Genomic DNA, 26,137 nt, shown 5'->3' with positions numbered 1-26,137 from the left:
GAATGGGGGCGGAAACCCGCCCCCATTCTTATTCGGTCAGCAACGACCGAACGGTCAGACAATCACTATTTGTGGTATATCGTTCGGAATGTCAAGTTGATCCTTTGCCCGGCTTTTGAAGTTTTTTCGATCCCGTGCAGCCAGTTCTTTTGTGTATCGCCCGCCATAATGAGCAAATCATGATCGGCCAGTTTCACATGAACCGGTGGATGAAGTGACTTCTTGTGGCGGAAAGTGAATTTCCGTGTTGCACCGAAACTGACAGAGGCGATCACCGGTCGCTCACCAAGCTCTACTTCATTGTCGCTATGAAAGCCGATGCTGTCGTTACCATCTCGATATAAATTGAGCAGAACGCTGTTGAACTGAGCACCCAGCATGTCGAACAATTGCTCCCGGATCAGCGTGAGGGTTTCCGTCCAAGGCAAAGGGTCGTGCTTCAGGCCGGAATAGGTGTAGGAGGCCTCTGGATCGCCATACCAAGCCGTAAGGCGAGGTTGGCGGACAGTTCGGCCCATTATATGGATAGATCGTTGCTGCCATGCTGTTTCTGATCGCAGGCGCGCGAATATATCATCCCGCTTTGGGAGCTTCAGGTGATACACCTCAGCGTCGGGTATTTCGAGATCATCAAATTCATCCATCCGCCTGATATATCGGTTTTGATTTCAAAGTTCAAAATTGAAGATTACGCAAGTCATCAAAAGTGGTATGAATGATGCGTCAACGGCGCGGGGCTGCCATCGAGGAAGCGAAAGCGGCCTGACACAAGAAAGGCCCGGTATTGCTACCGAGCCTTTCCCTTATTGCACCTTCGGGGGAGATGTTATTCTTCGTCGTAGATACGCAGAACGTCTTCAATGACGGGGTGACGTTCGACGTCGCCGGTATCAAAACGCGCTACGGCAATGGCGTCAGAGCCACGGCGCTCAAGGCGCTCGATGAAGTCCTTCAGACCATTGTGGTCATAGCCACGATCATGCTGCTGAAGATCGCCCGTGACGATGATACGGCTGCCTTCGCCAATACGGGTGAGCACCATCTTCATCTGGTTCGGCGTAGCGTTCTGCGCTTCGTCAAACAGCACCACGGCGTTCTTGAGCGTGCGGCCACGCATAAAGGCGAGCGGGGCGATTTCGATCTGTTCATTCTCGATCATCTTTTCGACCTGCTGAACAGTGTAATATTCCTTGAAAACGTCCATAATGGGGATGACCCACGGAGCCATCTTTTCCAGCAGGGTGCCGGGCAGATAGCCATGCTGTTCATCAACCGACACGGCCGGGCGCGTGAGCACCACCTTATCGATCTTTCCAGCCTTCAAATCCTTGATGGCAGACGTGGTGCCGAGCAAAGTCTTACCGCAACCGGCCGGACCCATGGCAAAGATAATGCTGAGATTATCGGATTCGAGCATGTCGATATACTCTTCCTGCGCAATATTACGCGGGAGCAGTTCGACTTTCTTCTTCGATGAGTTTGCAGTAGGCTCAAAATTATCCGATACCAGACGCGGATAATTCCGGTCCTCACGGGGATTGGCACGATTAGCGCCCTTGGCGCGATGTGCGCCCTTGGCAGGTCGTTTGTTACTCGGTTTTGCCACACCATACTCCAGTGGTTAAGAGGTTTGAGTGAGCGCTCCTTCTATTTATACAAGGAGGTGGTGTGGCTCGGCTTATTAGAGAGTATTTCTCCTATTCTTTACGCAATCATTTGCGCTATTTCGGACCAGCCAGAAACGCGCAGCAAATTACTGTCATGCCTGTTGTAGGGATGGTCGATAAGGAACGTGTGATGGCCAGCGGTTGAACCCTCGATCGCGTGGCTGACTGAATCCTCGACCCATATTGCGGGCTCATAGCCCGAAAGGCAGTCGAACTTGGACGATCGCAAACCCGTATAATGGATGACCGGCCAGTCGATCTGGAACACGTCCTCCAGATTGCGCTGTCGTGCCCACTGGACGTCATCACCTTCGTGGCATGCGGTGACGGCAATGAATTCCCATCCATCGCTCACGAGGCTCCGCAGCGCCTCCTGCGCGCCTTTCAGCGGAGGGAGGTTTCCGAACATCGGATCATGCGAAAAATCATGGAAAAGCTGCAATTCCTCTTCGATAGTAAGGGGAAGCAGATGTTTCACATAATAGACGTCATTGACGTGGCCGGGGAGTTTGTATCCCCGGCCTTCCAACCACGACTGGAACATGTTTCCATAGTCGAGGAGGGTATTGTCGACATCGGTAAGGATCAGCTTACGCTTCACCATTACCCGCCCGCGAAGGAAGCTGCTCTGGATCGACGTCGCCGCTGGCCAGCAGTTCGCGCGCCTTGGCCGTCAACCAGCCTTCGGTGATTTCTGCGATCTCCTGATCGTAACGATCATAGAGAGTCTTGAGCAGAAGATCATTCGGCGTCTGGGTATCGTTCTTGACCAGCTTCATGTTGAAGACGTCAAGAATGATCGGGACATTGCGCAGGTGGTTGTTGCTGACGCGGTCGGTGACCTCATATCGCTCCAACTGATCGAGGCCGGTGCCATCATATGCCCAGCCGCGCACGCGGGTATCGGCGGTCTGCGGTTTGGCCTTCTTTCGCTTGGACGACACGCTCTTGAATTTGTCGAACTTGCGGACAGTGGGGTTATCCTGCTCCACTTCATCCTGCGCTGTGACCTTTGCGGGGACATAGCGCAGATATACGAGGAAGAAGGGGCGATTGCGGAGATAGGGGTCTTTATTCAGAAGTGACATGATAATTCCGTTATTTGCGCAGGCGCTCAAGGCAGATGAGCGTTGCCGCGAGATTGATTTCAGGATCGAGAATTTCGTTGTGCTTGCAGAGGCCGTCGCGGATGATCAGCAAGGCGTCGTCGGCCTTTTCGTCCGTGGAAGCCCAAAGCTGGAGGTTGCGATGGAAGAACCTGAAAATATCTGGATATTCTTCGATACGCGCCTTTTCGACTACCATTTGGCGTGCTGCACGAACCTCGCCGCGACGATACATCTCGACCATTTCATTGAGATAATCGAACGTAGCAATGTCGTCCGACTTCAGGGGGGAGAGGACTCCATTGACGACCTTGTTCTGCAACATCCCGATGCACTTGCGCAGATCGGGATAGGTCGCATTCACATATTCGACGAGGACCGCAGGGTCGAATGTGACCTTTTCGCTCTCCAGAACATCCACCGCGCGCATGGTGAATTCCGTCGAGTCCAGTGCATTGAACACATAGACCGTCACACGCGAATGGAGCGGGTCAGTGATGCGGCGGGGCTCGTTGGTCGTGAGGATGAAGCGAACGCTGCGGGAATTCAATTCCATCAGCGATTTGAGCGCATCCTGTGCATAGGCACTGAGGCGATCGGCCTCATCAAGAATGACATATTTGTAGCCGGTCTCGTTCATCGACCATGTTGAGCAGAAATTGCTGATCCGCTCGATCACGTCATCGACTTTGCGTTCCTTGCTCGCATTGATGAAGAGAATATCCACCTTCGGGATGCCCATTTCGTTGAGCAAAGCACGGGCAAGGGTTGTCTTGCCCGTGCCCGCCGGGCCGGTGAACATCAGGTGTGGAATTCCCCGCTGCGCGATCCATTCCGCCGCCTTCTTTTCAAGGTGGGGAGAGGACCAGACATAGCCAGCGAGGGTGAGCGGCCGATAATCATCGACCCACAGCTTGATCATTCGAAATTCCCGAGATTACTGGCCGCGACCATGGCCGACGAGCGACCCGACATTGTGCATTTCGTGATCACGCGGATCACTGTCCGACACGAGAAGGATGGATTCGGGGTATTCGGCCTGCCAGATATCCAGATCGCTTCCCTCGCCATCGCTCATGGTGATGCGCTGCGACCAGCGACCATGGGCAATGAGAACCCATTCACCGGGGACGAGATCGTCGACGTCAGGTCCGACGGCGTGAACCTTAGCCCAGCGCGGGCGGATACCACGGTCCTTCATGTCATCATCGGGAATGATGATGCCGCCCAGAGTCTTCTGAATGCCGCGATCGAACTCGGTAACGAAAACCTTGTTGCCGATCGGCGTGAAGCTCTTGGCCTTAATAGTATTGCTGACTGACATTAAATCTCTCTTATCAAATGCTTTCGCATCGTAGAGACGGGCCAGCGAACAAGTCAAAATTCACGTAAAGAAAAACCCGGCCGAAGCCGGGTTGATCTTAGTTTTCGCTTTCGCTCGACTGCCTCTTGCGACGCGAGGGCGGAATGTCAGCCTGATCGGACGATGGAGCAGCGGGGAGGCTATCCGCAGCCGCATTCAAACTCATCACTTCATCAGCAATGTCGGACAGCGGGCGGTAGGCGCTCACAGCCTTGGGGCTGGCATAATATTCATTTGCCTTCTCTTCGCGGCTCTTGACGATCACGCCACCCCGACCAACCGTATCACCGCGCGCGTTCATGTTCGCGTTGCCGACAGCCATGGTCGCGCCCTTGCGCTCGATGAAGTCGTTGTAGTTGATCTCAACGCCCTTCTTGGAAATTACCTTCATAGAATTCTCCGAATTAACTGCTGATATTTATCATTTGAGAAAATCGGAGATTGAAAGCTCATACTTCATCGAATCGATATGGTGAACGCCGAGCAGGAACAGGCAGTAACTGGCCACCGAACTTCCGCGCCCAACGCCCCATACGACATTGTTTGCCCGGAAGCGTTCTACCATCACTTTCATGCGGATAAGGAGGGGAAGGAGGCCGCGCTTTTCAAACAGCGCCAGTTCATCGGATACCCGCGTGCGCTGTGCGTCATTCTCGCACCTATTCATGAGATAGTCGCGGATATCGAAGCCTTGCTCGGGCTCAAACAGCCATTGCGCCGCGCGGCGATCATGGCACGCTTCGGGTGTTTCGCTCATTGGCGTGGGAAGATCGAACAGATAATCGATCTTGTCGCGCCGAGTGCAGTGGGCGTGATACTGGTCGATGAGTTCGTCATGCTCGACCAGAACGGTCTTGGGATCGCCGCCGCGCATCAAAAATTCGATCATGCCCTGTGGGGTCAGGATTACCCGACCCCACTCGTCTGTTTTCCGCTCAATTTCCATCCGAAGATGATGGCGAATAGCCCATGACGTTTTCAATAAGATTGTCCAGCGCCACGACGACATCGGCATCGTTGTTCGCGATCGCTTCACGCATACGAACGAGGAACGGTTCGCTAAGCAGCTTATTGAACATCATGAGCGGAGTATATTGAGCCGACGGAAACATCACTTCGGCCCGCCATCGATGACGGTGGGCTTGAACTTCCCGGCCACCACCACGGGCTTTTCGGCCGGGCGCTTGGCAAGGAAATCGAGGCTGAACGCCCATGATGGCGCGATATTGAGATCGACACCATCGGGCGGCGTGCTATCGAGCATGGAGGCGTCATTGCGGTGCCACCACGGGAGATCGAACCAGTTCGGACCGGGAACCCAATCTTCCATCGGAGGGAGTTCGCGGGCGCTGTCACCCATGAAAACGAAGGCCATGCCGCCAGAGGTGTCGGCCTTGATGTCGACGCTGCCAAACACGAAAACACCTTCACACAGCGCGCTGAGCTTGGCGTGCAGAATGATCGCGACCGTTTCATCATCCGGGTCATAGGGCATCAGTGCGAGATAGTTGTCCACGCGGGGTGCCGAGGTTTCTGCGTCGAGGACGATATCGAGACCAGCACGATTGGCCGTGCAGAGCATTACGCTCTTGGAGAGCATATCCAGCCAATAGGCCATCTTGTCGAGAGCAAGCTGGGCAGCATGTTCATCGACGCCCGGCACGGCGGCTATTTCCATGCGCACGTCGAAGCTGGTGGGGGAGAGGAAGCCGCCAATCACTCGGATGGCCTTCACGTTGAACGAATAGCTCATGAAGGTTTCATTTTCGACACCGTCGAAATTTGGATAGTCTGACATTATTTTTCCTTGGGAGGGGTATTGGTCGAAGGGGCTGGGGGCACGTCGGGTGATGCAGTCATCGGGCGATCCGATCGAATGACGGACATGCGTTGAAGTGGCTTTCGCGCGAGACGTTCACCCGGCTTGGGGCGCTTGGGCTCAGGGGAGAGATCGGGTTCAGTCTCGACAACGGATTTCTGTTGCTTCATCCGTTCGTCGAACAGTTCCTTTTGCGTCCGCTCCATTCGTTCGAGCGAAATGGCGCTAAGGATGTTGCGCAACTGTTCGACCACCTCTGGGCTGGCACCCGATGTGCTATAGAAGCTGAGTTTGCGGCTGACGTCGGAGTAACGATTAACTAGCTCGTCATCGGACATCCCAGCCAAATCTAATCCGGGTATATACATGAGATCATGTTAGAAAAGCGGAACGTTTCGCCGCAATATTATTTTGGTTGGGCGAACGCCGGATTGGTGACCTTGAAATATTTTCCGCAGCTTGGGCCACCGCAATAGAACTCGACGCTACGGAAGGTGATACCTTCGAACACCCAAGTCCCGGTCGTCTCACAATGGGGGCAGGTGAACTGCATTGGGCCACGCAGCAATGCTTTGGTCGGATCGGCTTGCTTGGATGCGCGCTTCTTCAAAGGAAACTTAATAATATCCATGACTTAGATACCAAGCGGGAACCTCATAATGCCGGGATGGCGCACCAGTATTTATCCCATCCCGGCAATTTCAGATCACGTAGGATCGGTCGAATTTTCGTCGTTGGTCGCCTCTTCGGTCTTCGGGAACCGGTCCTTGATTTCCTTCTGACGGGCCATCCAAGCATCGAAGCCCTCATGATACATGAGGTCCAATTGCTCTTCGATCGAACCGTAGGCGTCCTTTCGCGCGGCGGCATAGCCCTTCTTGATGTTGATCTTCACTGTGTTTCCTCCGGCCCCGTGGGGATTTCAAGATATTGGGATAGATAGTGGGGATGGGCGAGGAAGATAGTGCGCGTCTCGGTCACATCGGCTTCAAACTCGATGCGGTCGTCCTCTGCAATGACCTGCCCTTCCTGAAGGGTAATCGCGGTGCCTTCAGGAACGCCCTCCACTAGATTATAGGCCACGCTGACCTCAAAGGGCATGCGTTCCTTGGACGTCATAGTGGTGAGGTCGAGATAGACGGTGTTGGCCGTCAGGTGATCGTCAACCATCACTTCAATGATCGAGGTATCCCGGTAGTCGATGGGGCGCTGCGACACCGCAACGACCTCCCCGGTAGTCTTGAAATATCCATATGCCATTATCGTTTCGTTCCCAGAAGAGTGAGCATGATGTCGCGGACGTAGAAATTGCGTGCGACTGCCTTGGTGATGAATGCGCCGGATATAGCCCGCATCAGCACGCGGACCTGTGCGCCCTCAACCATGGTCGAGATAGTTCCCCCGACGCGGCTGTAGGTGTTACCGTTGTCGGTAGTAATCCCGAGCGTCTGCTGCGTCTTAAGCTGATACCCATTGCCTGTGTCGACATAGAGGTAGATACGAGCCGAAGCGTCATACTGGATTGTCGTATCGAGCGTGAAATCCACCGACACCACTGCCGAACCGTCGACACCGTCACCAATCGTGATCCAACCGGTGGTCAAGCAGTCGATGGTGCCATTGGCCGGAACATAGGCATCGACCGCCGATAGAGCCTGCGTTGCACCAATTGCGCCACCGGCGATGGAGCCCGTCGTGACTGCACCAACCTTGATCATGTTGGTTTCGATCGAGTCCGCAGTCAGTTTGCCGTAAATGCGAACCTCGTTATTCTCGACGCTGAGCACCTTGTTCCATGTGCTACCGTTGGGATTGAACACATGGAATTCGCGCGCACCGATGCTGACATTGCTGTTGATCGAGCCATCATTGTTGACCGATCGCGCAGAGATGAATGCGGTCGATCCGCCACCAGCATTGGTTTCAAGTTTCCAGAACGCTTCCGCCGTGCGATCGCCAATGTTGCCCATGGTCTGTTCGACCACGGAGATGCGCCCGGCCGCAGAGTTGATGTCATCGAGAACGGTGGTAACAGCCGTGCCTGCGATCGTTCCTGCAATGTCGCCAAGGAAGACCGGGGCGGTCTCAGGACGATAGGGGTTTTCCTCGCCACGCTGGCTCTTCACCGCAGCGCTCTGCATCACGCCATCAGCTTCAATGTCCGCGTCGACGATGCGATATGCCTGCACATAGAAGGTATAGAAACGCTCGGGCGGAACGCCCTGAATGATCAGCGCGCGACGATCCGGCGGGACATAATAGACCAGTTCGAGCGCCGGGTTCTGGCCCAGTGCATATGCGAGCGAACTGTCATTGCAGATAACATAAAGGATGAAACCGTCAATGGTCGACGGGTCTCCGCCCCACGTCCACTCAAAGCTGATATTGGCTGAGCCATTGGCATTGAGGGTATGATCGACAGCCGTGCCATCACCAGCGACAACCGGTGCCGGAATGGGTGAACCATTTCTGTCGTTGCGTGTGTCAAAGTTGAGGATCGTTGCCTGAATTTTCGAGGCATCAACGTCGCCCACCTTGACAGTGTTATAGGCACTGCCGCCCTTAGTGGCCGAACCAGCAAAAGTGAAATCAACGTTGCCCGACGGAAGCGTGTTGCCCGACCCGGTGAACTTGCCCCACGCCGATAGTGCATTGTCGCGCACTGTTCCGGCGGCGGTGCCCGCAACCGTGCCCGTGACATCACCAGTAAAGGCAACGGTGGACGAGGGACGATAAGGGTTTTCCTCGCCACGGCTGCTCTTGACCGTTGACGAACGAATGAAGCCACTGGCTGCGATATCGGCGTCGACGACGCGATAGGCGCAAACGAAGAAAGTGTAATATTGGTTCGCCGGAACACCATACATGATGAACCCGCGCTTCTCCGGCGTCACATAGTAGACCATTTCGGCAGCCGCTTGGGTTCCCAGCGTGTAGGCCGATGAGGATGTGGACTGGTAGATGAAGACGATGAAGCCATCGATATCATTGTTGGACCCAGCCCATGTCCACTCGAAACTGATATTGGCCGAGCCGTCAGTGTTGAGCGTATGATCGACAGCCGTGCCATCACTGGGGACGATCGGTGAGATGATCGGCGAACCATCACGGTCATTTCGGTCATTGAAGTTGATGACCGATTCCTGCACCGTGACCGCGCTCTGGTTACCGACATTGTCGGTGTTGGTCGCGCTGCCGCCCTTGGAGCCAGACGCCGCGAAATTGAACTCGACGTTGCCAGCAGGGATGGTATTGCCGGTGCCGCTGAACTTGCTCCATGCGTTGACCGCATTTTCCTTGACGGTCGTAGCAGGGGTTCCGGCAACCGAACCGGTGACGTCGCCGTTGAAGGCCACGGTCGCGGATGGACGATACGGGTTCTCCTCCGCCAATGTGCTTTTCACGATAGCGCTGCGCACATAGCCGGTGGCGCTGACATCGGTATCTACGATACGATAAGCTTCCACGAAGAACGTGTAATATTGATTGGCGGGTACGCCGTAGGTGATAAACGCGCGCTTCTCCGGCGTGAGGTAATAAACTGCTTCCGCTCCGGTGTTGCTTCCCTTGACATAAGCAGCATTGGAAGTGCTCTGGTAGAGGTATACTATGAAACCGTCGATATCGGCGTTACTACCGCTCCATGTCCACTCAAAGCTGATATTGGCGGAACCATCTGTGCTGATCGTGTGATCAACAGCGGTTCCGTCTGTGAGGATTACCGGGGCAGCAATCGGCGACGCATTGCGGTCATTTCGATCATTGAAGTTGATGACCGACTGTTGAACCGTCGTTGCCGTTTGGGTGCCGACATTGTTGGTATTGTTGGCGGCACCACCCTTTGATCCCGATGCCGCGAAGTTGAACTCAACTGCGCCAGCGGGCAGCGTATTGTTCACACCGTTGAACTTACCCCATGCGTTGAGAGCAGCCGTCGAAACCTCGTTGGCATTCTTGCCGTCGATCGTCCCCTTGATATCGCCGTTGAACACCGGGGCGGTTGCAGGGCGATAGGGGTTTTCTTCGGAGCGAGTGCTCTTCACAGCAGCGCTGCGCAGGTCGCCGTCGGCCTCGATGTCGGGGTCGACGATGCGGTAAGCCATCACGTAGAAGGTGTAATATTGGTCGACCGGAACGCCGGACAAAATGATCGCACGACGGTCAGGCGAAACATAATAGACCGTTTCCATGGTGGGGTAGGTCCCAAGCACATAGGCTGCCGACGAGGTTGACTGATAGATGTAGACGATGAAACCATCGATATCGGCATTATTGCCACTCCACGTCCATTCGAAGCTGATGTTGGCCGAGCCGTCCGTGTTGAGCGTGTGATCAACGGCCGTACCATCGGTCAGGACTACCGGGTTGACGATAGGCGACGCATCGCGGTCGTTTCGGTCATTGAAGTTGATGACCGATTCCTGAATACTCGATGCAGGCTGGTTACCGACATATTCGGTGTTCGTTGCTGCGCCACCCTTCGACCCGGATGCTGCGAAGTTGAAATCAACAGCGCCCGCAGGCAAGTTGTTGTTGGTACCGCTGAATTTGTTCCAAGCATTGGTTGCAGCGTTCGCAACGGTGGCTGCCACTTTACCGTCGATCGTGCCCTGAATATCACCAAGGAATACCGGCGCTGACGCCGGGCGATATGGGTTTTCTTCCGCGCGCAGGCCCTTTACGGCTTCGCTTCGGATGTATCCGCTCGCAGAAATATCCGGATCGACGACGCGATAGGCTTCGACATAGAAGGTGTAATAGAGATCGGCCGGAACGCCGCTCATGATGAACGCACGTTTCTCCGGGGTCACATAATATGCAACCTCCGCCGAAGGGGTGGTCCCAAGGCTATACGGGGCATTGCTGTTACTCTGGTAGACGTAGACGATGAAACCATCGATGTCGGCATTGTCCCCAGCCCAATTCCATTCGTAGCTGATGTTGGCCGAACCATCCTTGTTGACCGTGTGGTCGACGGCAGTGCCATCAGTGGGGATCACAGGTGCGACCACGGGCGAGGCATTGCGATCGTTGCGTTCCGTGAAATTGATCACGGACTCGTTGATCTGCTCAGCAGTCATGTCGCCCAGATTGAGCGCGTTGGTAGCTGAGCCGCCCTTTTCGCCCGATGCGGCGAAATTGAATTCGACGTTACCCGCCGGTAGCGTCGCACCAGCGCCGGTGAACTTACCCCAAGCTTCGATCGCGGAATCACGCACGGTCGAAACTGGCGTGCCCGCGATTGAACCCGTGACATCGCCTGCGAACGCAACGTTTTCGGACGGACGGTAGGGATTTTCCCCCGTTGCGCTACTCTTGACCGCGACGCTCTTCATGATGCCATCGGCGTTGATGTCCTTGTCCACCATACGGTAGGCCTGAACGTAGAAAGTGTAATATTCGGTCGGCGAGACGCCGTAGACGATCGCCGCGCGCTTCTGGGCAGTCGCGATGATCACCTGCTCCTCTGAGGGGGCCGTCAGGAGGGTGTAGGGAGTGGAGAGGTTCGACTTGCGCACATAGACGATGAAGCCGTCGATCGCGTCCTCAGCGCCCGCGTAGCTCCATTCAAAGCTGATGTCGGCCGAACCATTGGCATTGATCGTGTGATCGATCGCGGTGCCATCATTGGCGATTGTCGGAGCGACCACGGGGTCGGCATTGCGATCATTACCCGTGTTATAGTTGACGACCGTCGAAATGACGTCACCAACGGTCTGGCTACCGATATGGGTCAGGGTGATGTAGATGGTCTTTTCCGACGCACTGCTGAACGGCGTGACCGCGATACCGGCCGCGCCCTCGATGCGAAGCGTATCGGTTCCTTCCGCGTTGAACTCGCCATTGGGCGTTACAACCTTGGTGAAGGCGTTGGTCAATGAAGGGCCACCCAGCGCGTTCAGCTTGATCTTGTCGGCCGCGCTCATGTAGCCATATTGGGTCGTGGTCGCTGTGTTGAAAGTCAGCGCGTCGAGCTTTGCCTTGTCGGTCCCCGACATGAAACCAGCGGTGCCGTTCGGAAGAGCGTTGGGGTGCAGGTTGCCGCCTGCGCGCTGGCCATGGGATGCATCGCTAGGCGCGAAGCCGATCGTCATATCCTTGGTGTCGGTCTCCAGCGTGATCGGCCCGGAAGACTTGAAAACGAACGCATCATTATAGGACGAGGCGTCGCGAATATTGAGGCCCTGCGCGTTCTGGACAATCATGCGCGAGAAAGCGAGGCCGGTGCCACCGATGGTGTCCAGTTTCGCCTTATCGGCCGCCGACATGAACCCGGCCGTCGTGGTGGTTGCATTGGCGTGGAGATTACCACCACCAAGGGAACCATGAGTGGTCGCCGAAGGGGTCAGCGAGATAGTGAGTTCATTGTTTGCGAGCGCAGTGGTGATGCCACCAAGCCCGGCGATCTTGATGTTGCCGCCGATCTGGCTTCCGCTATTGCCGGTGATGGTGCCGATATATTCGCTATGCGAGTGGATCAGCGGGGCCTTTGATGCGATCTGGTTCGTGATGTTGGCCGCAAAATTGGCGTCATTCCCGATCGCGTTGGCCAGTTCATAGATGCTGTCGAGCGCAGCGGTGGTGCCGCCTACTAGCCCGGCAATCTCACCACGAACAAACGCAGTGGTTGCGATCTGGGTCGTGTTGGTCCCTGCGGCGGCGGTAGGAGCCGTTGGAACGCCCGTCAGAGCCGCGCTGTTGAGCGGCGCAGGCTGGAAGCCCAGAGCGTCGATGATGCTCTGATAGGACTGCGCATTGAGCGCTACCCACGCGGTGCCATTGAACACCTGAAGGGTCGACGATGCATAACGCAGCATGCCAACCGTGGCGGCGATGGTGGGATCGCCGATCGGGAGACGGAATGCGTTGTTGCGGAAGCCGACATTATACTGGATCGAACCATCGCTGTTTTGCGTGGTCGTGATGTCGAAAAGGCTGTTTGCGGTCGACCCGGCCGATTGCAGGCGCTCAATCGCCGTCTTGATGATCGCGAAGTTATCGCGCAGCCCCTTGGAACTCTGGTCGATCCCAGCTACCGGGAAAAGCGCGTTGTAACTGATCGTCGAGCCAGTATCGATACTCATCTGTAAACTACCACCTGAAGGATTTCCTGTATTTAGCTTCAGGTGGCAGATGGTTCAGTTGGAAGGGGCTGTGCCGGAAAGAATGGTGCTGGCGAAATAGGCCCGCCCGTCGGTCGTCAAATACATGACCGCATTGGCTTCAGTGCATTCGAGATGGCTCGACACCTTGGGACCAAACCATTCGAGAAACTGCATATTGGGACCAAAACCCAAACCAACCACTTTCATATGCGTGCCCGTCGGCGTGGTATGGATAGAACAATTAGGGAAATTCATATGGATAACATCTCCACAGGTTATGCGGAGATGTTATCACTTCTGGGATCAATTTTGGTATTTCTTTGTTGAGAGAATTTCGACCGATCGACGACAATGATCATGGTCGCCAAGCAGGGCAAAAATCCAGTTGATGATTTTCTCTGCAATCTTAGCCCACCTTTTCCCATCAATGGAGCGGCGACCAACGACTGATGAAATCGTCTCGTCGGCAGAGGGCAGGGGCCCCATCCCGAGAAGATAGATCGCACCACCGATGATAACCTGCGCCAATTGATCGATAGAAATGAGAAATTGCAGAGTGAGTCGCTTCAGTTTAGTAATGAACGAATTCATAATAGCTCACCCACTTCAAGTGCATGAGCTATTTATGAATTTACAATGATATTTGGTGATCAGGAATGTCACCAAATATCATTCTACAGTATTAATACCGACCCGCTGATTACCCGTTCCAGACGGTGTAAAGTTGCGAACAATAGTTGCTGCAAAATTTCTCTGTGTAGTGCTACGTTCTGGATCAGTATAAGTGATGGATTTGCTGTATGTGTAGGTATACTTGATCCACCCCGGTTGTCCATCGGCGGGCTCGGGCCTTATACCAACCAACGAAATATAGCCATTGCAACCACCTTCAGTAGCCACCGTGCCACCGCTTTTTGTGATCGAAAGGGCGAACGCGTTGCCATCGCGATTGTCATATTTGTATCCGTTGTGGTCGCGACCGCCGCTGCCACCATCTGTGATGGTATAACCATTGGACCGAAGGTTCGAAATGGCCGCGTTATAGTTATTCACACCTTGTGCTGTTGCGGCATATTGGCCCGTATCGGTCGAATCCCATGACCAGCTTGCGTTCACCACAATCTGTCCACCATTGGAGCCAAACGGTCCGACCGGAGCAGAAGCGTTGTTCGCAAGGATAGACGTCATATTTGTGTTCCGCAACGTACCAGCCAGCAGCGCGCCGCCGAAATATGCCGAGCCATCGATCTTGAGATAGCTGGTGGCATTGCTCTCGGCGCACTGGTTGACGTTGGACAGTGCGGGACCAAACCATTCGATGAACTGATTTGCCGAACCAAAACCTGTTCCCGACACCTTCATGACCGTACCATTGTTGAAAATGATCCGGCCGCTGCTGATATCGAATTTGGACGAACCGTTCGAGTTCTGGATCACACCAGCCGTCAGCGTGCCGACATTTGCCGTAATAGCCGACAGATTGGTAACGCTGAGTTTGTCCGCCGCAATCGTACCAGTGGTGATGCGATCACCATCAATGATGGTGGCACCATAGTTCTGAATGACACGGTTGGTACCCTTCAGCCACGTGGCTATACACACCACATCCTGACGCGTCGCATAGGAGGAATCGACAGTCCATCCGATCGAGTTGTTACCTTCCCACCAGTGGATGTACCAAAAACCTTCACCCGGCGAGACAGACCCCGCAGCGATGCTGACCTGTTGCGCATTACCGTTAACATCAATCCACTGAACGTAGAAAGAATCCCAGCGTAGCGTCGCACCACCATTAATAACTTGGAACGACAGGTCGGGGAAGTTAAGGTTCCGGTTACCAATCTTCAACTTGTTCGCGGTAATCGTGTTGGCAGCGATCGCTCCACCTTCAATCTGGGTCGTGTTCGACCCGTTGCGCCAATTCGCCAGCGTCGTTCCGCCTGAAATCGTGATTTTACCCGGATCGATTTGGGTCGTGTTGGCATTGATAGCGGATGCCAATGACTTACTAGCCGTCACACCGTTCGAGTAGGCAGGCAAAACAGTTGTCGATGCCGTGACTTCACTTACCATCGGCTCAGAAAGAACCATACCGAGCCACCCATTGGTGCTTGAAGTAGCATATAGCTCCAACTGAACAGTTACTGCACCAGCCGGAACGTCACCAAAACCACCTAACTGGTATCCCCATGGAAGTGCACCATTGACCACTGCGGTTGCCAACTGACCGACGATGTTATTACCACCATCTCTGAACCGAGCAACCAGATACACGCTTTTGATCGCGTTTTGAGTCTCGGTCTTCACCGAGAAAGCTATGCGAGTCCCACCGTAAACACGACCGAACACATCGGAATCGACGGCACCTATGCTAATAACCTGATCAGCACCAGTCATCTGTCCAATTATCTTCATGTAACGGCGGTTCTGGAATGTATCAAAGGTCATGCTTTGTGATACATTCGACGGGTTATAGAGTATACCCCAACCACTCACTCCGTTGCCTTCGAAGTCGGTATTGCGCATAAAGTTGCCACCAGACTGACGACGTGCATTATTCTCAACTGATGACAGGTTGAAACCAGTATTACCGATGGTCAGTGACGCAGGAAGCTGCGCATTACTATAGATGCGATCTCCGGTGATCGAACCTGCAACAATTCTGTCAGCGTTGAGTGTTCCCGTAGTAATACGGTTACCATGGATGATCGTGCCACCGTAATTGACGTTGAGGTTGTCACCGCCCCACCAAGTAGCGATCTGAACCGAGTTGTCACTCAGCATGAGACTTTCGGTCTGGGTATAGTTGAGGCCGCCCTCGCCCTTGTTCCAATATATAAACTGGTGCGCAGCAGCACTCCCGGTGTTACCCGCTGCTATAAATGTTCCGACAGTTACGTTGCTGTCATTCTGCCAATAGATATAGCCGTTGGACCATTCAACGCGATTAAGCGACGGATTCCACTCAAAATTGAGACCAATGAAACCGATGTTTCGGTTACCGATGGAAAGCTTGTTGGCTGAGATTGTGTTAGCCGCAATCGCGCCACCCTCGATCTGGGTCGTGTTCGACCCGTTGCGCCAATTAGCGAGCGATGTAGTCCCAGAAATAACAATCTTACCCGGATCGATCTGCGTCGAGTTTTGATTGATGTATTTCGCTGGATTGATCTCTGCTTCGGTCGCGTAGCGCCAACCAGCGTTATGCCACGTAATGTCATTGGCCGTACTAATCGCCCCGATACCAGCCCAGTGGTTCATCAGATACATTTCCTGACGTCCGTTACCACCAACCTCTGTGCGAACGACCTTGCGGAACGAATAATTCTGGTTGGGGTTACCGTTACCGGCAACGAAGCCACCAGTGTCGGGGTCTTCCGCGAATTTGATCGTGACATCGTTACCGCCACTGGCACGCAACAGAACACCGGCACCTTGTAGGGTCCCGCTGTTCAACGTAATGTCGGCCATAATGACGACATAGCGGCCGGTGTAGAGCGACCAACGCGCCGCACCCGTCGAACCATCGCCAGTTTGTTGGATACCGTTCGAGCCATTAGCAGTAGCCACAATTCGAATGGAATTCTTACCATTGTCGCCAGTCACTTTTGTCCACGAACCATTACCGGTCCATCCGATGAAGCCATCAGGAATTTGACCAGACCACGCCAAGAAAGAGCCATTATAGCTATCGTAAGGTGTAGCGTTAGCGAGCGCAGTGTTGATCGTACCCAGTGAGAAACCGGTTCCAGAAATCGACAGAGAGGCGGGCAAAGCACTATTACTCTGAATACGATCAGCGTTGATCGACCCGGTGACAATTTTCCCACCGTTGATCAGCGTTCCAATCCCCGATTTAACTTCGAGATTAGCGCCTCCTGTCCATGTCGCGATGTGGAAGGAGCCCAATGACGTTGCCAAGTTGGCGTTATTATTCCAGTCGAGGTTCGGTCGCCCCAAAGTATATACAAAGTATAGGGTTTCATTATTATTATTACCAGCGCTACCGCTGGGAATAGTAACCTCCGCGTAGTTCCCGTCATCCCCCAGATACTGGAGTTGGCCACCATCCCACCGCATGATGCCATCAGTATCGACGCGCATGTTCATGCCACGAATGCTAAACGGGCGAGCGCCTATCGTCATTTTGTTGGCAGTGATCGACCCTGTTGCGATGTGCTTTGCGGAAATTGCCCCATCGACGATCATATTTGCCGTCGCTGCTTCCCGCAATGTAAAGTTTCCGACGTTGGCGTATCCATTAAAATTGGAGCCAGCTTCAACTTCGAAATAGACCCGGAAGGATGAGGTAGCATCGAGCGTCCTGAAGCTCACATCCCACAGACGGGTCGAACCGTTGCCCGCTGGGACTGAAAAGAGTTCAGTCCCACGAAGGTCATTTCCTTCTTGGCTAAATTCCTGAAGCACAAAACGAACGCGCTTATTACACTGGTTGAAAACGCCTACAGAGAACTGATATGTGGTGTTGGACTTAGCCATCAATGATGGAGGAACAACTTGCGTCGTAGCGCCAGACGTATACCCACCATCGGACCACAACTGCCACATGCCACGCGAACCGGCAGTTCTATATGACAGATGCCCATTATTCGGGAACAGCGTCCACCCCGCCGAGCTAACATTGTTATCATTGCCGGGGCTGACATATCCCGCTGAACTGTAGGTGCCCTGCGACGATCCTTTCCACCAGTTAAGGTCCTGACATTGCGGGTCAGGCCAAAGGTTATCACCATTGAGGGTAAGTTTGGACGCCGTGATAGCACCGGCAGAAATTTTCTCCGACGTGATAGCGTTTGTATCGATTTTTTCAGCTTTGATCGAGCCGTCTACGATCAATTCAGCATTCGCTGCAACATCAAGCTGAACGCCGCTGACCGTTGCGGAGCCACTAAACGTAGACCCACCCGCTCGATTGTAGATCACATATCCAATTTTACGAGCACTACTGGGGACCGAAAACTGGGTCGTATACTGCTGATAGCCAGAATTTGGAGATGAATTCAACGAATAAGAAGCGATGGTCGCATCCGAAGAGTTCAGAAAATTCACCTGAACCGTGACATCCTGATTACTGTTATTGCTCATAGTTGCACGTAAACGCAAAGGCTGCCCCGCACCGGGACTTTCCACATAATGCGACCATACATGCTTTCGCGCAGTTCCGGGATTACCGTTGGGGTTACCACTCCACAGAGCGATATAGCGGGATTGCTGGTTGGTCGATTCCTCTGCGTACCAGCCACCAGTATTCCAATCGCGACCCCAAAAACCGTTGGTGTCGACGAAATTAGGGTCAGGGCACAGACCAGACGATATCAACTTCAGCTTGTTTGCCGTGATCTGACCAGCGCCAATTTCATTAGCCGAAATCGATCCGGCTACGAGGCGATTTGCATGGACCGTTCCGGTCTTGACCACGTCACCGTCGATGATCGTGCGGCCATAGGTAACGTAAAGGTTCGTGCCACCCCAATATTGGGCCAACTGAATATCGTTGATGTTGTTGACCGGGTTAGTCCCGGCGTTCAGCGAACCGCTGCCCTTGTTCCACCAGATATAGAGCGTAGTCCCAGCAGTGTGGTTCGCAGAACCAGCAGCGACCCCGACATTGGTATAGTTGCCATCATCGTTATACCAAACCACCGTAGCGCTGGTCCACGTCACTTGGTTCGATCGGTTAGTATCGAAGGTGAGACCGATAAATTCAGCACCACGAACACCAATCGCAACTTTATTGGCCGTGATGGTGTTTGCAGCGATTGCTCCACCTTCTATTTGGGTGGTATTGGACCCATTTCTCCAGTTCGCCAACGTCGTGCCGCCAGAGATTAGGATTTTCCCCGGATCGATCTGGGTCGTATTGGCGTTGACAAATTTGGCAGGATTGTATTCGGCTTCCGTTGCAAAGCGCCAGCCCGCACGATACCATGTGATATCGTTGGCTGCCGCGATCGAACCCATCCCAGTCCAATGGCTCATCAGATACATTTCCGGGTTCGCGTATGAACCTGAGTTCATGCGAACGACTTTGCGGAAGGCGAAAGTGGTATTGGCCACACCATCACCATTGATATTACCGGTCGTATCCGCGTCGTTAGAGAAATTAAGGATGGTATCTCCGCCGCCCGATGCACGGAGCAATACACCCGCACCGCGCAGTGTACCACTGTTGAGCCTGATATCAGCCTCGATAACCACCCAGTGGAAGTTATAGAGGCTCCACCCCCCACCAAGAGAGGCAGGTTGATGTATACCATTATTACCACCGGCATTGCCGGTAATACGGATGGCATTATTGTAGGTCACGCCAGCTACTTTGCTGAATGACCCGGAATTCCCCCAAGCTTGGAAGTTGTTAGGTAGCGTCCCACCCCACGCATCGAATGAACCATTTGCGCTCACAAAATCGTTAGCGCTGGCAATGGCCTTGGTGGCAGTATCAAGAGAGAAGCCAGACGAACCGATCGTGAGTGTTGCTGGCAACTGCGACGTGCTCAGAATACGATCGGCATTGAGTGTTCCCGCTTTGATGCGGTCACCCTCGATGGTGTTAGCTGTCATGTGTTTGGTTTCGATGGTTCCATCCACAACCAACTTACCGGTAGTCGCCTCGCGAATACCGATGTTGCCAACATTTATCGCACCGGAGAAAGCTGCACCAGCCGTGACTTCAAAGTAGAAACGGATCGTGTAACAATTTGTAGGTGTCTTGAACTGTGCCTCGAAAAGCTTGGTTCCTGTGTCACCGGCAGAGAATGACATGACTTGCTGGCCGGTCAGGTAGTTACCCGCCTGATCGTAATATTGAATGATGAACTGGCATGGTTTATTGCTGCTGTTGTAGCATCCAACAGTAAGCACATAATAGGTATCGCGCTTAGCCATGATACTAGGCGCAACAACTTGAGCCATAGCCGTTGAAGTCCAGCCATTATTACTAGGTCCAGACCATAGCTGCCACATACCTTTGGACCCACCAACGCGGTCCGCATATGCCATAAGGCCGCTAGGAACAAATTCCCAACCACCTGAAGTAAGATTGTCATTATTCGCAGGGTTTACATAACCACCGTCGGCGATTGTGCCTTGGCTTGGTCCTTTCCACCAGCTAATATCCTGAATCTGTGGGTCGGGGAACAAATTATCGCCACTGATAGCCATTTTGGAAGCGGTGATCTGTCCCGCACCAATTTGACCTGCGGTGATGGAACCAGCAACAATCCTATTGGCGTTGATCGTACCCGTAGTGATGCGATCACCATGGATGATGGTTCCGCCATAGTTGACGTTGATGTTGTTGCCACCCCACCATGTCGCAATCTGAATGGCATTATCATTCAACATTGTTGATTCGGCATTGGTATAGTTGAGGTCGGTAGCGCCCTTCTGCCAATAGATGAATTGATGCGCGGCAGCGGTCGAAGTGTTGCCTGCCGATATTGCAGTGCCAGTAGTGACATTGCTGTCATTTTGCCAATAGATGTAGCCGCTGGACCATTCAACTCGGTTGAGGGAAGGGTTCCATTCGAAGTTAAGCCCGATGAACCCGATATTCCGATTGCCGATCGACAGCTTGTTTGCCGTGATGGAGTTGGCGGCAATCGCGCCACCTTCGATCTGCGTTGTGTTGGAGCCATTCCGCCAGTTCGCGAGTGTAGTCGATCCCGAAATCGTGATTTTTCCCGGATCGATAGTAGTTGTGTTCGCGTTGATAGCGTGCGCCAACGTCTGACCCATCAGTGAGCCGGGGGAATAGACCGGTAACACCGAAGTTGCGTCTGTAACGACGCTCACCATAGGACGCGAGAAACACTGCGTCACATAACCTGCGCCGCTACCATAAGTGTATAATTCGAGCTGTCCTGTAATGGCATTAGCTGGAACAGTGGCAAAACCGCCGATAATGGTTCCCAAAACCTTTCCACCGGAAGTGGAAGAAGTTGCCGTCCCGACGATACCACCTGATCCATTACGGAACCGGATTACCAACTGAACCGTACCGACAGCCCCCTGACCTTCAATTTCGCAGGAATAAGCTAGTCGGTCGCCTTCTCGAACGGTGAAATAAGTTTTAGTGTCAACGTTACCCAAAGACACAACTGTGCTCGTGTTGACAGATGTCCACTCAGCCTTGATGATGTTGCGCTGAACGGCGTCGGTCTTATAGCAATTGACTGCGAGGCTCGTTGGCTGCTTTGCAATCACGCCGTAGCCAGCATTTAATCCACCATCAAACTCGGTGTTGATCATGATGTTGCCGCTTACGACGGCTTTGCTTGTGACACTGGATACCGTGTTCAGCGAGAAACCTCCGGTGCCGATCGTCAGCGTGGCAGGCAACGCCGTATCGCTTTTGAACTTGTTACCGGTGATCGTATCACCCTTGATGTGATCGGCTTCAATCGAGCCATCGACGATCATCGTGCCGGTCGATGCTTCCCGGATCGAAATATTACCTACGTTGATGTAGCCGGAAAAAGCATCCGAACTGGCGGGGGTTTCCCAGAATAAACGGAAGGAGGTCGCACCATCGGGTACTTGATACTTGGTTCTTTGAATGATGGTGGTGCTGTCGCCAGATGCGAACGAAAACAGACCAACGGTCCCGAAAGCAACGCCCGCGCTCGTGAACGCCTGTGCATAAAGGGTCAGAACTCGGTTGGCGGCGTTTGTGCAGCCAATCGAAATTTCATAATATGTCTTCGCCTTCACCATCATGCTGGGCGTGATGACTTGGGTCAGTTCTGTGCCGGTATAACCGCCCGACCATAGCTGCCACATACCCTTCGAACCGCCCACACGGTCGGCGTAAGCAGTCAGACCATTTGTCGATAGAACCCAGCCACCTGAATCCAAGTTGCTATTGTTGACCGGAACAACACGTCCGGGCTCGCTGAACGTGCCCTGTGACGGTCCCTTCCACCAGCCTAAATCCTGACACTGAGGGTCTGGGAACAGGTTTTCACCACGGATGGCCATTTTGGACGCAGTGATCGCACCGGCTTCGACATGCCCTGCCGATATGCTATTAGCGGCGATCTTATTGCCGGTGATCGCGCCGTTGACAACGAGTTCACCCGATGTCGCTCGGCGCATGACAGGCTTTGACCAAAAGGTTGGATTACCACCGGTCGACGAGCGATCAGACTGCAACAGCATTCGCAGCGCTGTGATGCCAGTGGGGACGGTATATTGTCCCTCCAGACGCCGCCAGACGCCCTTATCATTGGTACTGGCTACCGAAAAGGCGGACGTATTTTGGAGTGAACGATCTGCGTTCTGGAAAACCATAATCTGCGCGACGTTTGCGTCATTATTATTGACCCAAGCGCTCAGATAATATGTTTCACCCGGCGTAACACTGATAGTCTGTGAAGTCACCTGATCGCGAGCGTTAGAGGCTACACGCCACCCTGCCGCCGAGCCCTGCTCGATACCATCTAGCGACCAGTTGAGGAACCCGGCTACCGACCAACCATCATATGACCCGGCAGACCAACCGTTGTCGACGATGTTCGATGAATCACCAATGACGATTTTACTTGCCGTGATTGCTCCTGCTTCGATCTGAGCCGCTTTGATCGAGAAGGCGGTAATTTTCCCACCGTCAATCGTCGTGGTGTTAGGCGTGCGCCAGTCCGCCAGAGTGGTCGCACCCTGAATGGTGATCTTACCCGGATCGATATTCGTCGCCGCGCTGTTAATCACAGTGGCGGGATCAAGAGCGTTCGCTCGTATGGTCGCCGCAGCCGTTCCCGCAATATTTCCTGTGAAATTGGCGGTTGCCGTTGCCAAATTGGTCCACTGGCTAATCGTCTGGATGGCACCAATTTCGAGACCATTCTCAGTGCGGCGCGCTGCCGCGATACCGAACGAGATCGCGGTTGACGGATCGATGCCTTCAAAAATGTAATAGGACGCGGCCGTGTTCACGTTAACGGCGACCGAGCTATCGTTGATAGTTGGAGCCGTGGCAGCACGCTTCCAGAAGATCATGATGAAGTCGGCTTTACGCGCGCCCTGCGTATAGGCTGCCCAGTTCAGCGTGACATTGCGGGTGCCATTCGTGTTTGCGACGATACCAACGGTAGTGGTTGGCGTCGGGTTGTTTGTCGGGACGCCGGAAGTGCGATAAGCCGTAGTTCCGTCAAATGCAGTCGACGCCTCAGTCTGCACGGTGCCGATCGTGTCACCAGTGGTGCCGATAAACATTCCATTGGGAAGCTGGTTCTCAGCGATGTTTCCACCAGCAACGACTGTCATCTTGCCTGCGCTGACAGCACCAGCGGCAATCTTGGACGCAACGATAGCGCCATCGACGATCAGTTCGCCATTGGCGGCACGACGGATAACCGGCTCACCAAAAGAACCCTCCGTCGCAGCAGCAGACGCATCTTTGACCCATTTGAAACGGACCGCGCGAGCATTGCTCGGCGCAACAAATGTTCCCGCAATGCGTGGCGTGGTTGTGTTGAGAGTTGAAGTGCCTACCTCATCGGTACGGATTAGGGTACCATTCGTTGCGGTATACCATTCAACCTGAACGCGGACGGTTGACGTGCCTGTTTCAACATACGCCATGCAACTGAAATAATATGGCTTGTCGCGCTCAACATTAGTCCATCCGGTAGTGACAATTTGTTCAAGCGCACTAGAAATGGTTCGCAGTCGATTAGGCGCGGCATTCACATTGGTAGTGCTGAATATCGTGAATGAACCCTGATAATAGGCAGTGTCCGCCATATTCGGATCGCCGAACATGTTGGATGTGTCGCCGATGTTGACCTTGGTAGCCGTAATTGATCCGGCCGCGATCTGGTCAGCCGTGACCGAACCGGTGGTGATCTTCCCACCATCGATCGTCGTGCTGTTTGTTGTGCGCCAGTTGTCCAGCGTCACCGCACCGCTGATCTTGATCTTGCCGGGGTCAATGGTGGTCGACGCGGCGTTGATCTGCGCAGCGGGGTTCATTGCATTGGCAGCTACCTGAGTCGCATCTTCGCCACCGACAGTGCCGGTGAAGTCAGGTACCGTGGTAGCGAGATTGGTCCACGACGCGTGCGTCTGGATCGGTCCGATCTCAAGGCCACTTTCAGACTTGCGCGCCGCCGCGATACCGAAGCTGTAGACGTCAGCCGGGCTCACGCCTTCGAAGATGTAATAGGACGTTCCAGTCGTGTTGACGTTGACGTTCACCGCGCTGTCATTGACCGTCGGGGTCGTCGAAGCCTTGCGCCAGAAAATCAGCAGCAGGTCTGCCTTGTTGGTGCCCTGCGTGTAAGCGCTCCAGTTCAACCGGATGTTGCGGCTACCATTGCTGTTCGACGTAATAACCGCGCCGGTCGCGGTCGGGTTGGTCGACGGAGGACCGGACTTGCGATATTCCGTGGTGTTGAGATACGCGGTGGTGCCCTGCTCAACGTTAGTCATCAGGGTGGCAACAGCCGTACCGTTGATCGTGCCACCGATGTCACCCAAGAAAGCAACATTCGCCTGCGGCTGATACGGGTTTTCTTCACCACGGCTGCTCTTGACAACCGCCGAGACAATCAGGCCATTGGGAGCAATGTCGGGATCGACAATACGGTAAGCCTGCACGAAGAACGTGTAATATTTGTTGGCCGGAACGCCGGGTAGAATGATCGCGCGACGATCGGCGGGAAGGCTGTATGCCTGCTCTTCCGCTTTCGCGGCACCAAAGGTGTAGGCACCGCCCACTGAAGCCGAGCGGACATAGATCGTCCAGCCATCGATCGAGCTATCGACGCCACCCCAGTCCCACTCAAAGCTGATATCGACCGAGCCATCGGTGTTGAGGACGTGATCAACTGCGGTGCCATCGGTTGCGACAACCGGATCGACGATCAGCGAGCGATCGCGATCATTACGAGTGTTGAAGTTGAAGGCGGTCGCAGCAATGGTGGAAGCGGGCTGACCGGCCACATAACCATTGAAGCTGACGTTGCGGCTCGGAATGTGCTGGCCAGCCATCGGCGTCGTGGTGGCGCTCTGAATGATACCCGACGGGTCGATGTCATTATCGACATTACGGTAGGCCAGAACCTGAACCGAGTAATCCTTGTCCGATGGCACACCAGCGAGCGCCATCGTGCGTTTATTGGCCGGAACAACATAGGTCTGCTCATTCGCTTGGTCAGTACCGAAGCGATAACCCTGATCAATAAGGTGAGAGGAATTCAGACGACCCGAAGGCTGGATACGAAAAAGCACGTTGTTCTACCAATAGATTTGTTCTTATTTATTTAACTGCGATCTCCATGCCGAGCCGGATATTTCCCGTGCTGGTGCCATCGGGGTAAACGAGCACATAAAGTGACGTCGTGTCGAAAACCTGCGGCATGCCCGTGCGAAGAAAATCGTGGTTATCGCCGTCATTGGGGAAGGGGACGCGACCGTCCCACAGAGGGCGCAGGACGCTGACGTTGAAGGTTCCGGCAGTCGCACCGGTAGCCACGATGTTGGTCACCTTCTGGACGCCTGTGTCACCGGCCGCCAAAGGCACGAAAAGGCATTGTCCCACTGACATTGCACCGGGGGCAGCATAGGCCCCGGTGGTGCGGCCTGTGACGCCCGACTGGCTCACATAGGTGATATTGAAGCTGGGCGTGCCGGTGAAGGCCGTGACGGCTTCAATGCAGAGCATCAGGCCCGAATAATCGCCAGCGGGGACGCGATGGGAAAATGAAGGCTGCGACGAATATGGTGCGTTGACGTTGAAAGGATGTGCACCCGCGACCCACAGGCGATCGAAGACGGCAAGGCGTGATGCCACGCTATTCGTCGACACGATCCGCGACAAATACCCCACGGTTCCCGAGGTGAAAGGCACGAGGTCAGGGTAGCCCGAGGCGGTATTGACCGGCACAATACCCGTCGCGGTGTTTCCCGCGTTGAGCGTGCCGCCACCATATGAACCCGCGAGATCGAACACCGAAAAGGGTTCGCCGATTTTGCTCGTGCGGGTCTGCGAACGATAATTGATCAGATACTGCTTGGTCGATGAAATATAATCGTCCAGATTGTTGATACCCACG

The 26,137-nt window shown here is 54.1% G+C and carries 19 protein-coding genes; all 19 read right to left on the bottom strand.

From position 1 onward, the window contains the following. Positions 1-65 precede the first annotated feature (65 nt). Positions 66-644, bottom strand: coding sequence for an alpha-ketoglutarate-dependent dioxygenase AlkB family protein (locus AC0KVN_RS01495; protein WP_483655376.1), 579 nt, complete (start codon positions 642-644; stop codon positions 66-68). A gap of 182 nt (positions 645-826) precedes the next feature. Further along, complete coding sequence (locus AC0KVN_RS01490; RefSeq protein WP_483655375.1) at positions 827-1,606, bottom strand: PhoH family protein; 780 nt, start codon at positions 1,604-1,606, stop codon at positions 827-829. A gap of 98 nt (positions 1,607-1,704) precedes the next feature. Further along, positions 1,705-2,271 (bottom strand): 5' nucleotidase, NT5C type, encoded by a 567-nt coding sequence (locus tag AC0KVN_RS01485; RefSeq protein WP_483655374.1) that lies wholly within the window; start codon positions 2,269-2,271, stop codon positions 1,705-1,707. Beyond that, positions 2,258-2,755, bottom strand: a complete 498-nt coding sequence (locus AC0KVN_RS01480) for a hypothetical protein (RefSeq protein ID WP_483655373.1) — start codon at positions 2,753-2,755, stop codon at positions 2,258-2,260. The genes AC0KVN_RS01485 and AC0KVN_RS01480 overlap by 14 nt, the downstream gene beginning before the upstream one ends. Before the next feature lie 10 nt (positions 2,756-2,765). Continuing rightward, entirely contained in the window at positions 2,766-3,695 is a 930-nt protein-coding gene (locus tag AC0KVN_RS01475) for an AAA family ATPase (protein WP_483655372.1), read from the bottom strand. Between the two features lie 15 nt (positions 3,696-3,710). Beyond that, complete coding sequence (locus AC0KVN_RS01470) at positions 3,711-4,097, bottom strand: hypothetical protein (RefSeq protein WP_483655371.1); 387 nt, start codon at positions 4,095-4,097, stop codon at positions 3,711-3,713. 97 nt (positions 4,098-4,194) lie between these two features. Further along, the gene (locus tag AC0KVN_RS01465; RefSeq protein ID WP_483655370.1) at positions 4,195-4,527 is read right to left on the bottom strand and encodes a hypothetical protein; all 333 of its coding nucleotides are present in this window, start codon (positions 4,525-4,527) and stop codon (positions 4,195-4,197) included. Positions 4,528-4,557: 30 nt separating this feature from the next. Then, positions 4,558-5,025, bottom strand: coding sequence for a hypothetical protein (locus AC0KVN_RS01460; RefSeq protein WP_483655369.1), 468 nt, complete (start codon positions 5,023-5,025; stop codon positions 4,558-4,560). A gap of 46 nt (positions 5,026-5,071) precedes the next feature. Beyond that, on the bottom strand, positions 5,072-5,251 hold the full coding sequence (locus AC0KVN_RS01455) for a hypothetical protein (protein ID WP_483655368.1): 180 nt from the start codon (positions 5,249-5,251) through the stop codon (positions 5,072-5,074). Continuing rightward, positions 5,248-5,889: a hypothetical protein gene (locus AC0KVN_RS01450; RefSeq protein ID WP_483655367.1), complete on the bottom strand. Its 642-nt coding sequence runs from the start codon at positions 5,887-5,889 to the stop codon at positions 5,248-5,250. Before AC0KVN_RS01450 ends, AC0KVN_RS01455 begins: the two co-directional genes overlap by 4 nt. A gap of 44 nt (positions 5,890-5,933) precedes the next feature. Further along, positions 5,934-6,293 (bottom strand): hypothetical protein, encoded by a 360-nt coding sequence (locus tag AC0KVN_RS01445; RefSeq protein ID WP_483655366.1) that lies wholly within the window; start codon positions 6,291-6,293, stop codon positions 5,934-5,936. Positions 6,294-6,361: 68 nt separating this feature from the next. Next, positions 6,362-6,586 carry a hypothetical protein gene (locus AC0KVN_RS01440; RefSeq protein ID WP_483655365.1) on the bottom strand — a complete coding sequence of 75 codons (225 nt, stop codon included), beginning with the start codon at positions 6,584-6,586 and terminating at the stop codon, positions 6,362-6,364. 75 nt (positions 6,587-6,661) lie between these two features. Then, positions 6,662-6,850 carry a hypothetical protein gene (locus AC0KVN_RS01435; protein WP_483655364.1) on the bottom strand — a complete coding sequence of 63 codons (189 nt, stop codon included), beginning with the start codon at positions 6,848-6,850 and terminating at the stop codon, positions 6,662-6,664. Next, on the bottom strand, positions 6,847-7,215 hold the full coding sequence (locus tag AC0KVN_RS01430; RefSeq protein WP_483655363.1) for a hypothetical protein: 369 nt from the start codon (positions 7,213-7,215) through the stop codon (positions 6,847-6,849). Before AC0KVN_RS01430 ends, AC0KVN_RS01435 begins: the two co-directional genes overlap by 4 nt. Next, the gene (locus AC0KVN_RS01425; protein WP_483655362.1) at positions 7,215-13,040 is read right to left on the bottom strand and encodes a DUF7359 domain-containing protein; all 5,826 of its coding nucleotides are present in this window, start codon (positions 13,038-13,040) and stop codon (positions 7,215-7,217) included. Before AC0KVN_RS01425 ends, AC0KVN_RS01430 begins: the two co-directional genes overlap by 1 nt. Positions 13,041-13,094: 54 nt before the next feature. Then, the gene (locus tag AC0KVN_RS01420; RefSeq protein ID WP_483655361.1) at positions 13,095-13,316 is read right to left on the bottom strand and encodes a hypothetical protein; all 222 of its coding nucleotides are present in this window, start codon (positions 13,314-13,316) and stop codon (positions 13,095-13,097) included. Between the two features lie 48 nt (positions 13,317-13,364). After that, the gene (locus tag AC0KVN_RS01415; protein WP_483655360.1) at positions 13,365-13,652 is read right to left on the bottom strand and encodes a hypothetical protein; all 288 of its coding nucleotides are present in this window, start codon (positions 13,650-13,652) and stop codon (positions 13,365-13,367) included. Positions 13,653-13,730: 78 nt separating this feature from the next. Then, the gene (locus tag AC0KVN_RS01410) at positions 13,731-25,313 is read right to left on the bottom strand and encodes a beta strand repeat-containing protein (RefSeq protein WP_483655359.1); all 11,583 of its coding nucleotides are present in this window, start codon (positions 25,311-25,313) and stop codon (positions 13,731-13,733) included. A gap of 28 nt (positions 25,314-25,341) precedes the next feature. Then, positions 25,342-26,136, bottom strand: coding sequence for a hypothetical protein (locus AC0KVN_RS01405; RefSeq protein WP_483655358.1), 795 nt, complete (start codon positions 26,134-26,136; stop codon positions 25,342-25,344). Between the last annotated feature and the right edge of the window lies 1 nt (position 26,137).

The sequence above is a fragment of the Sphingobium sp. SG1 genome (assembly GCF_057063145.1).
The sequence above is the reverse complement of the archived record's forward strand: the minus strand, read 5'-3'. Positions and strand labels throughout refer to the sequence as shown.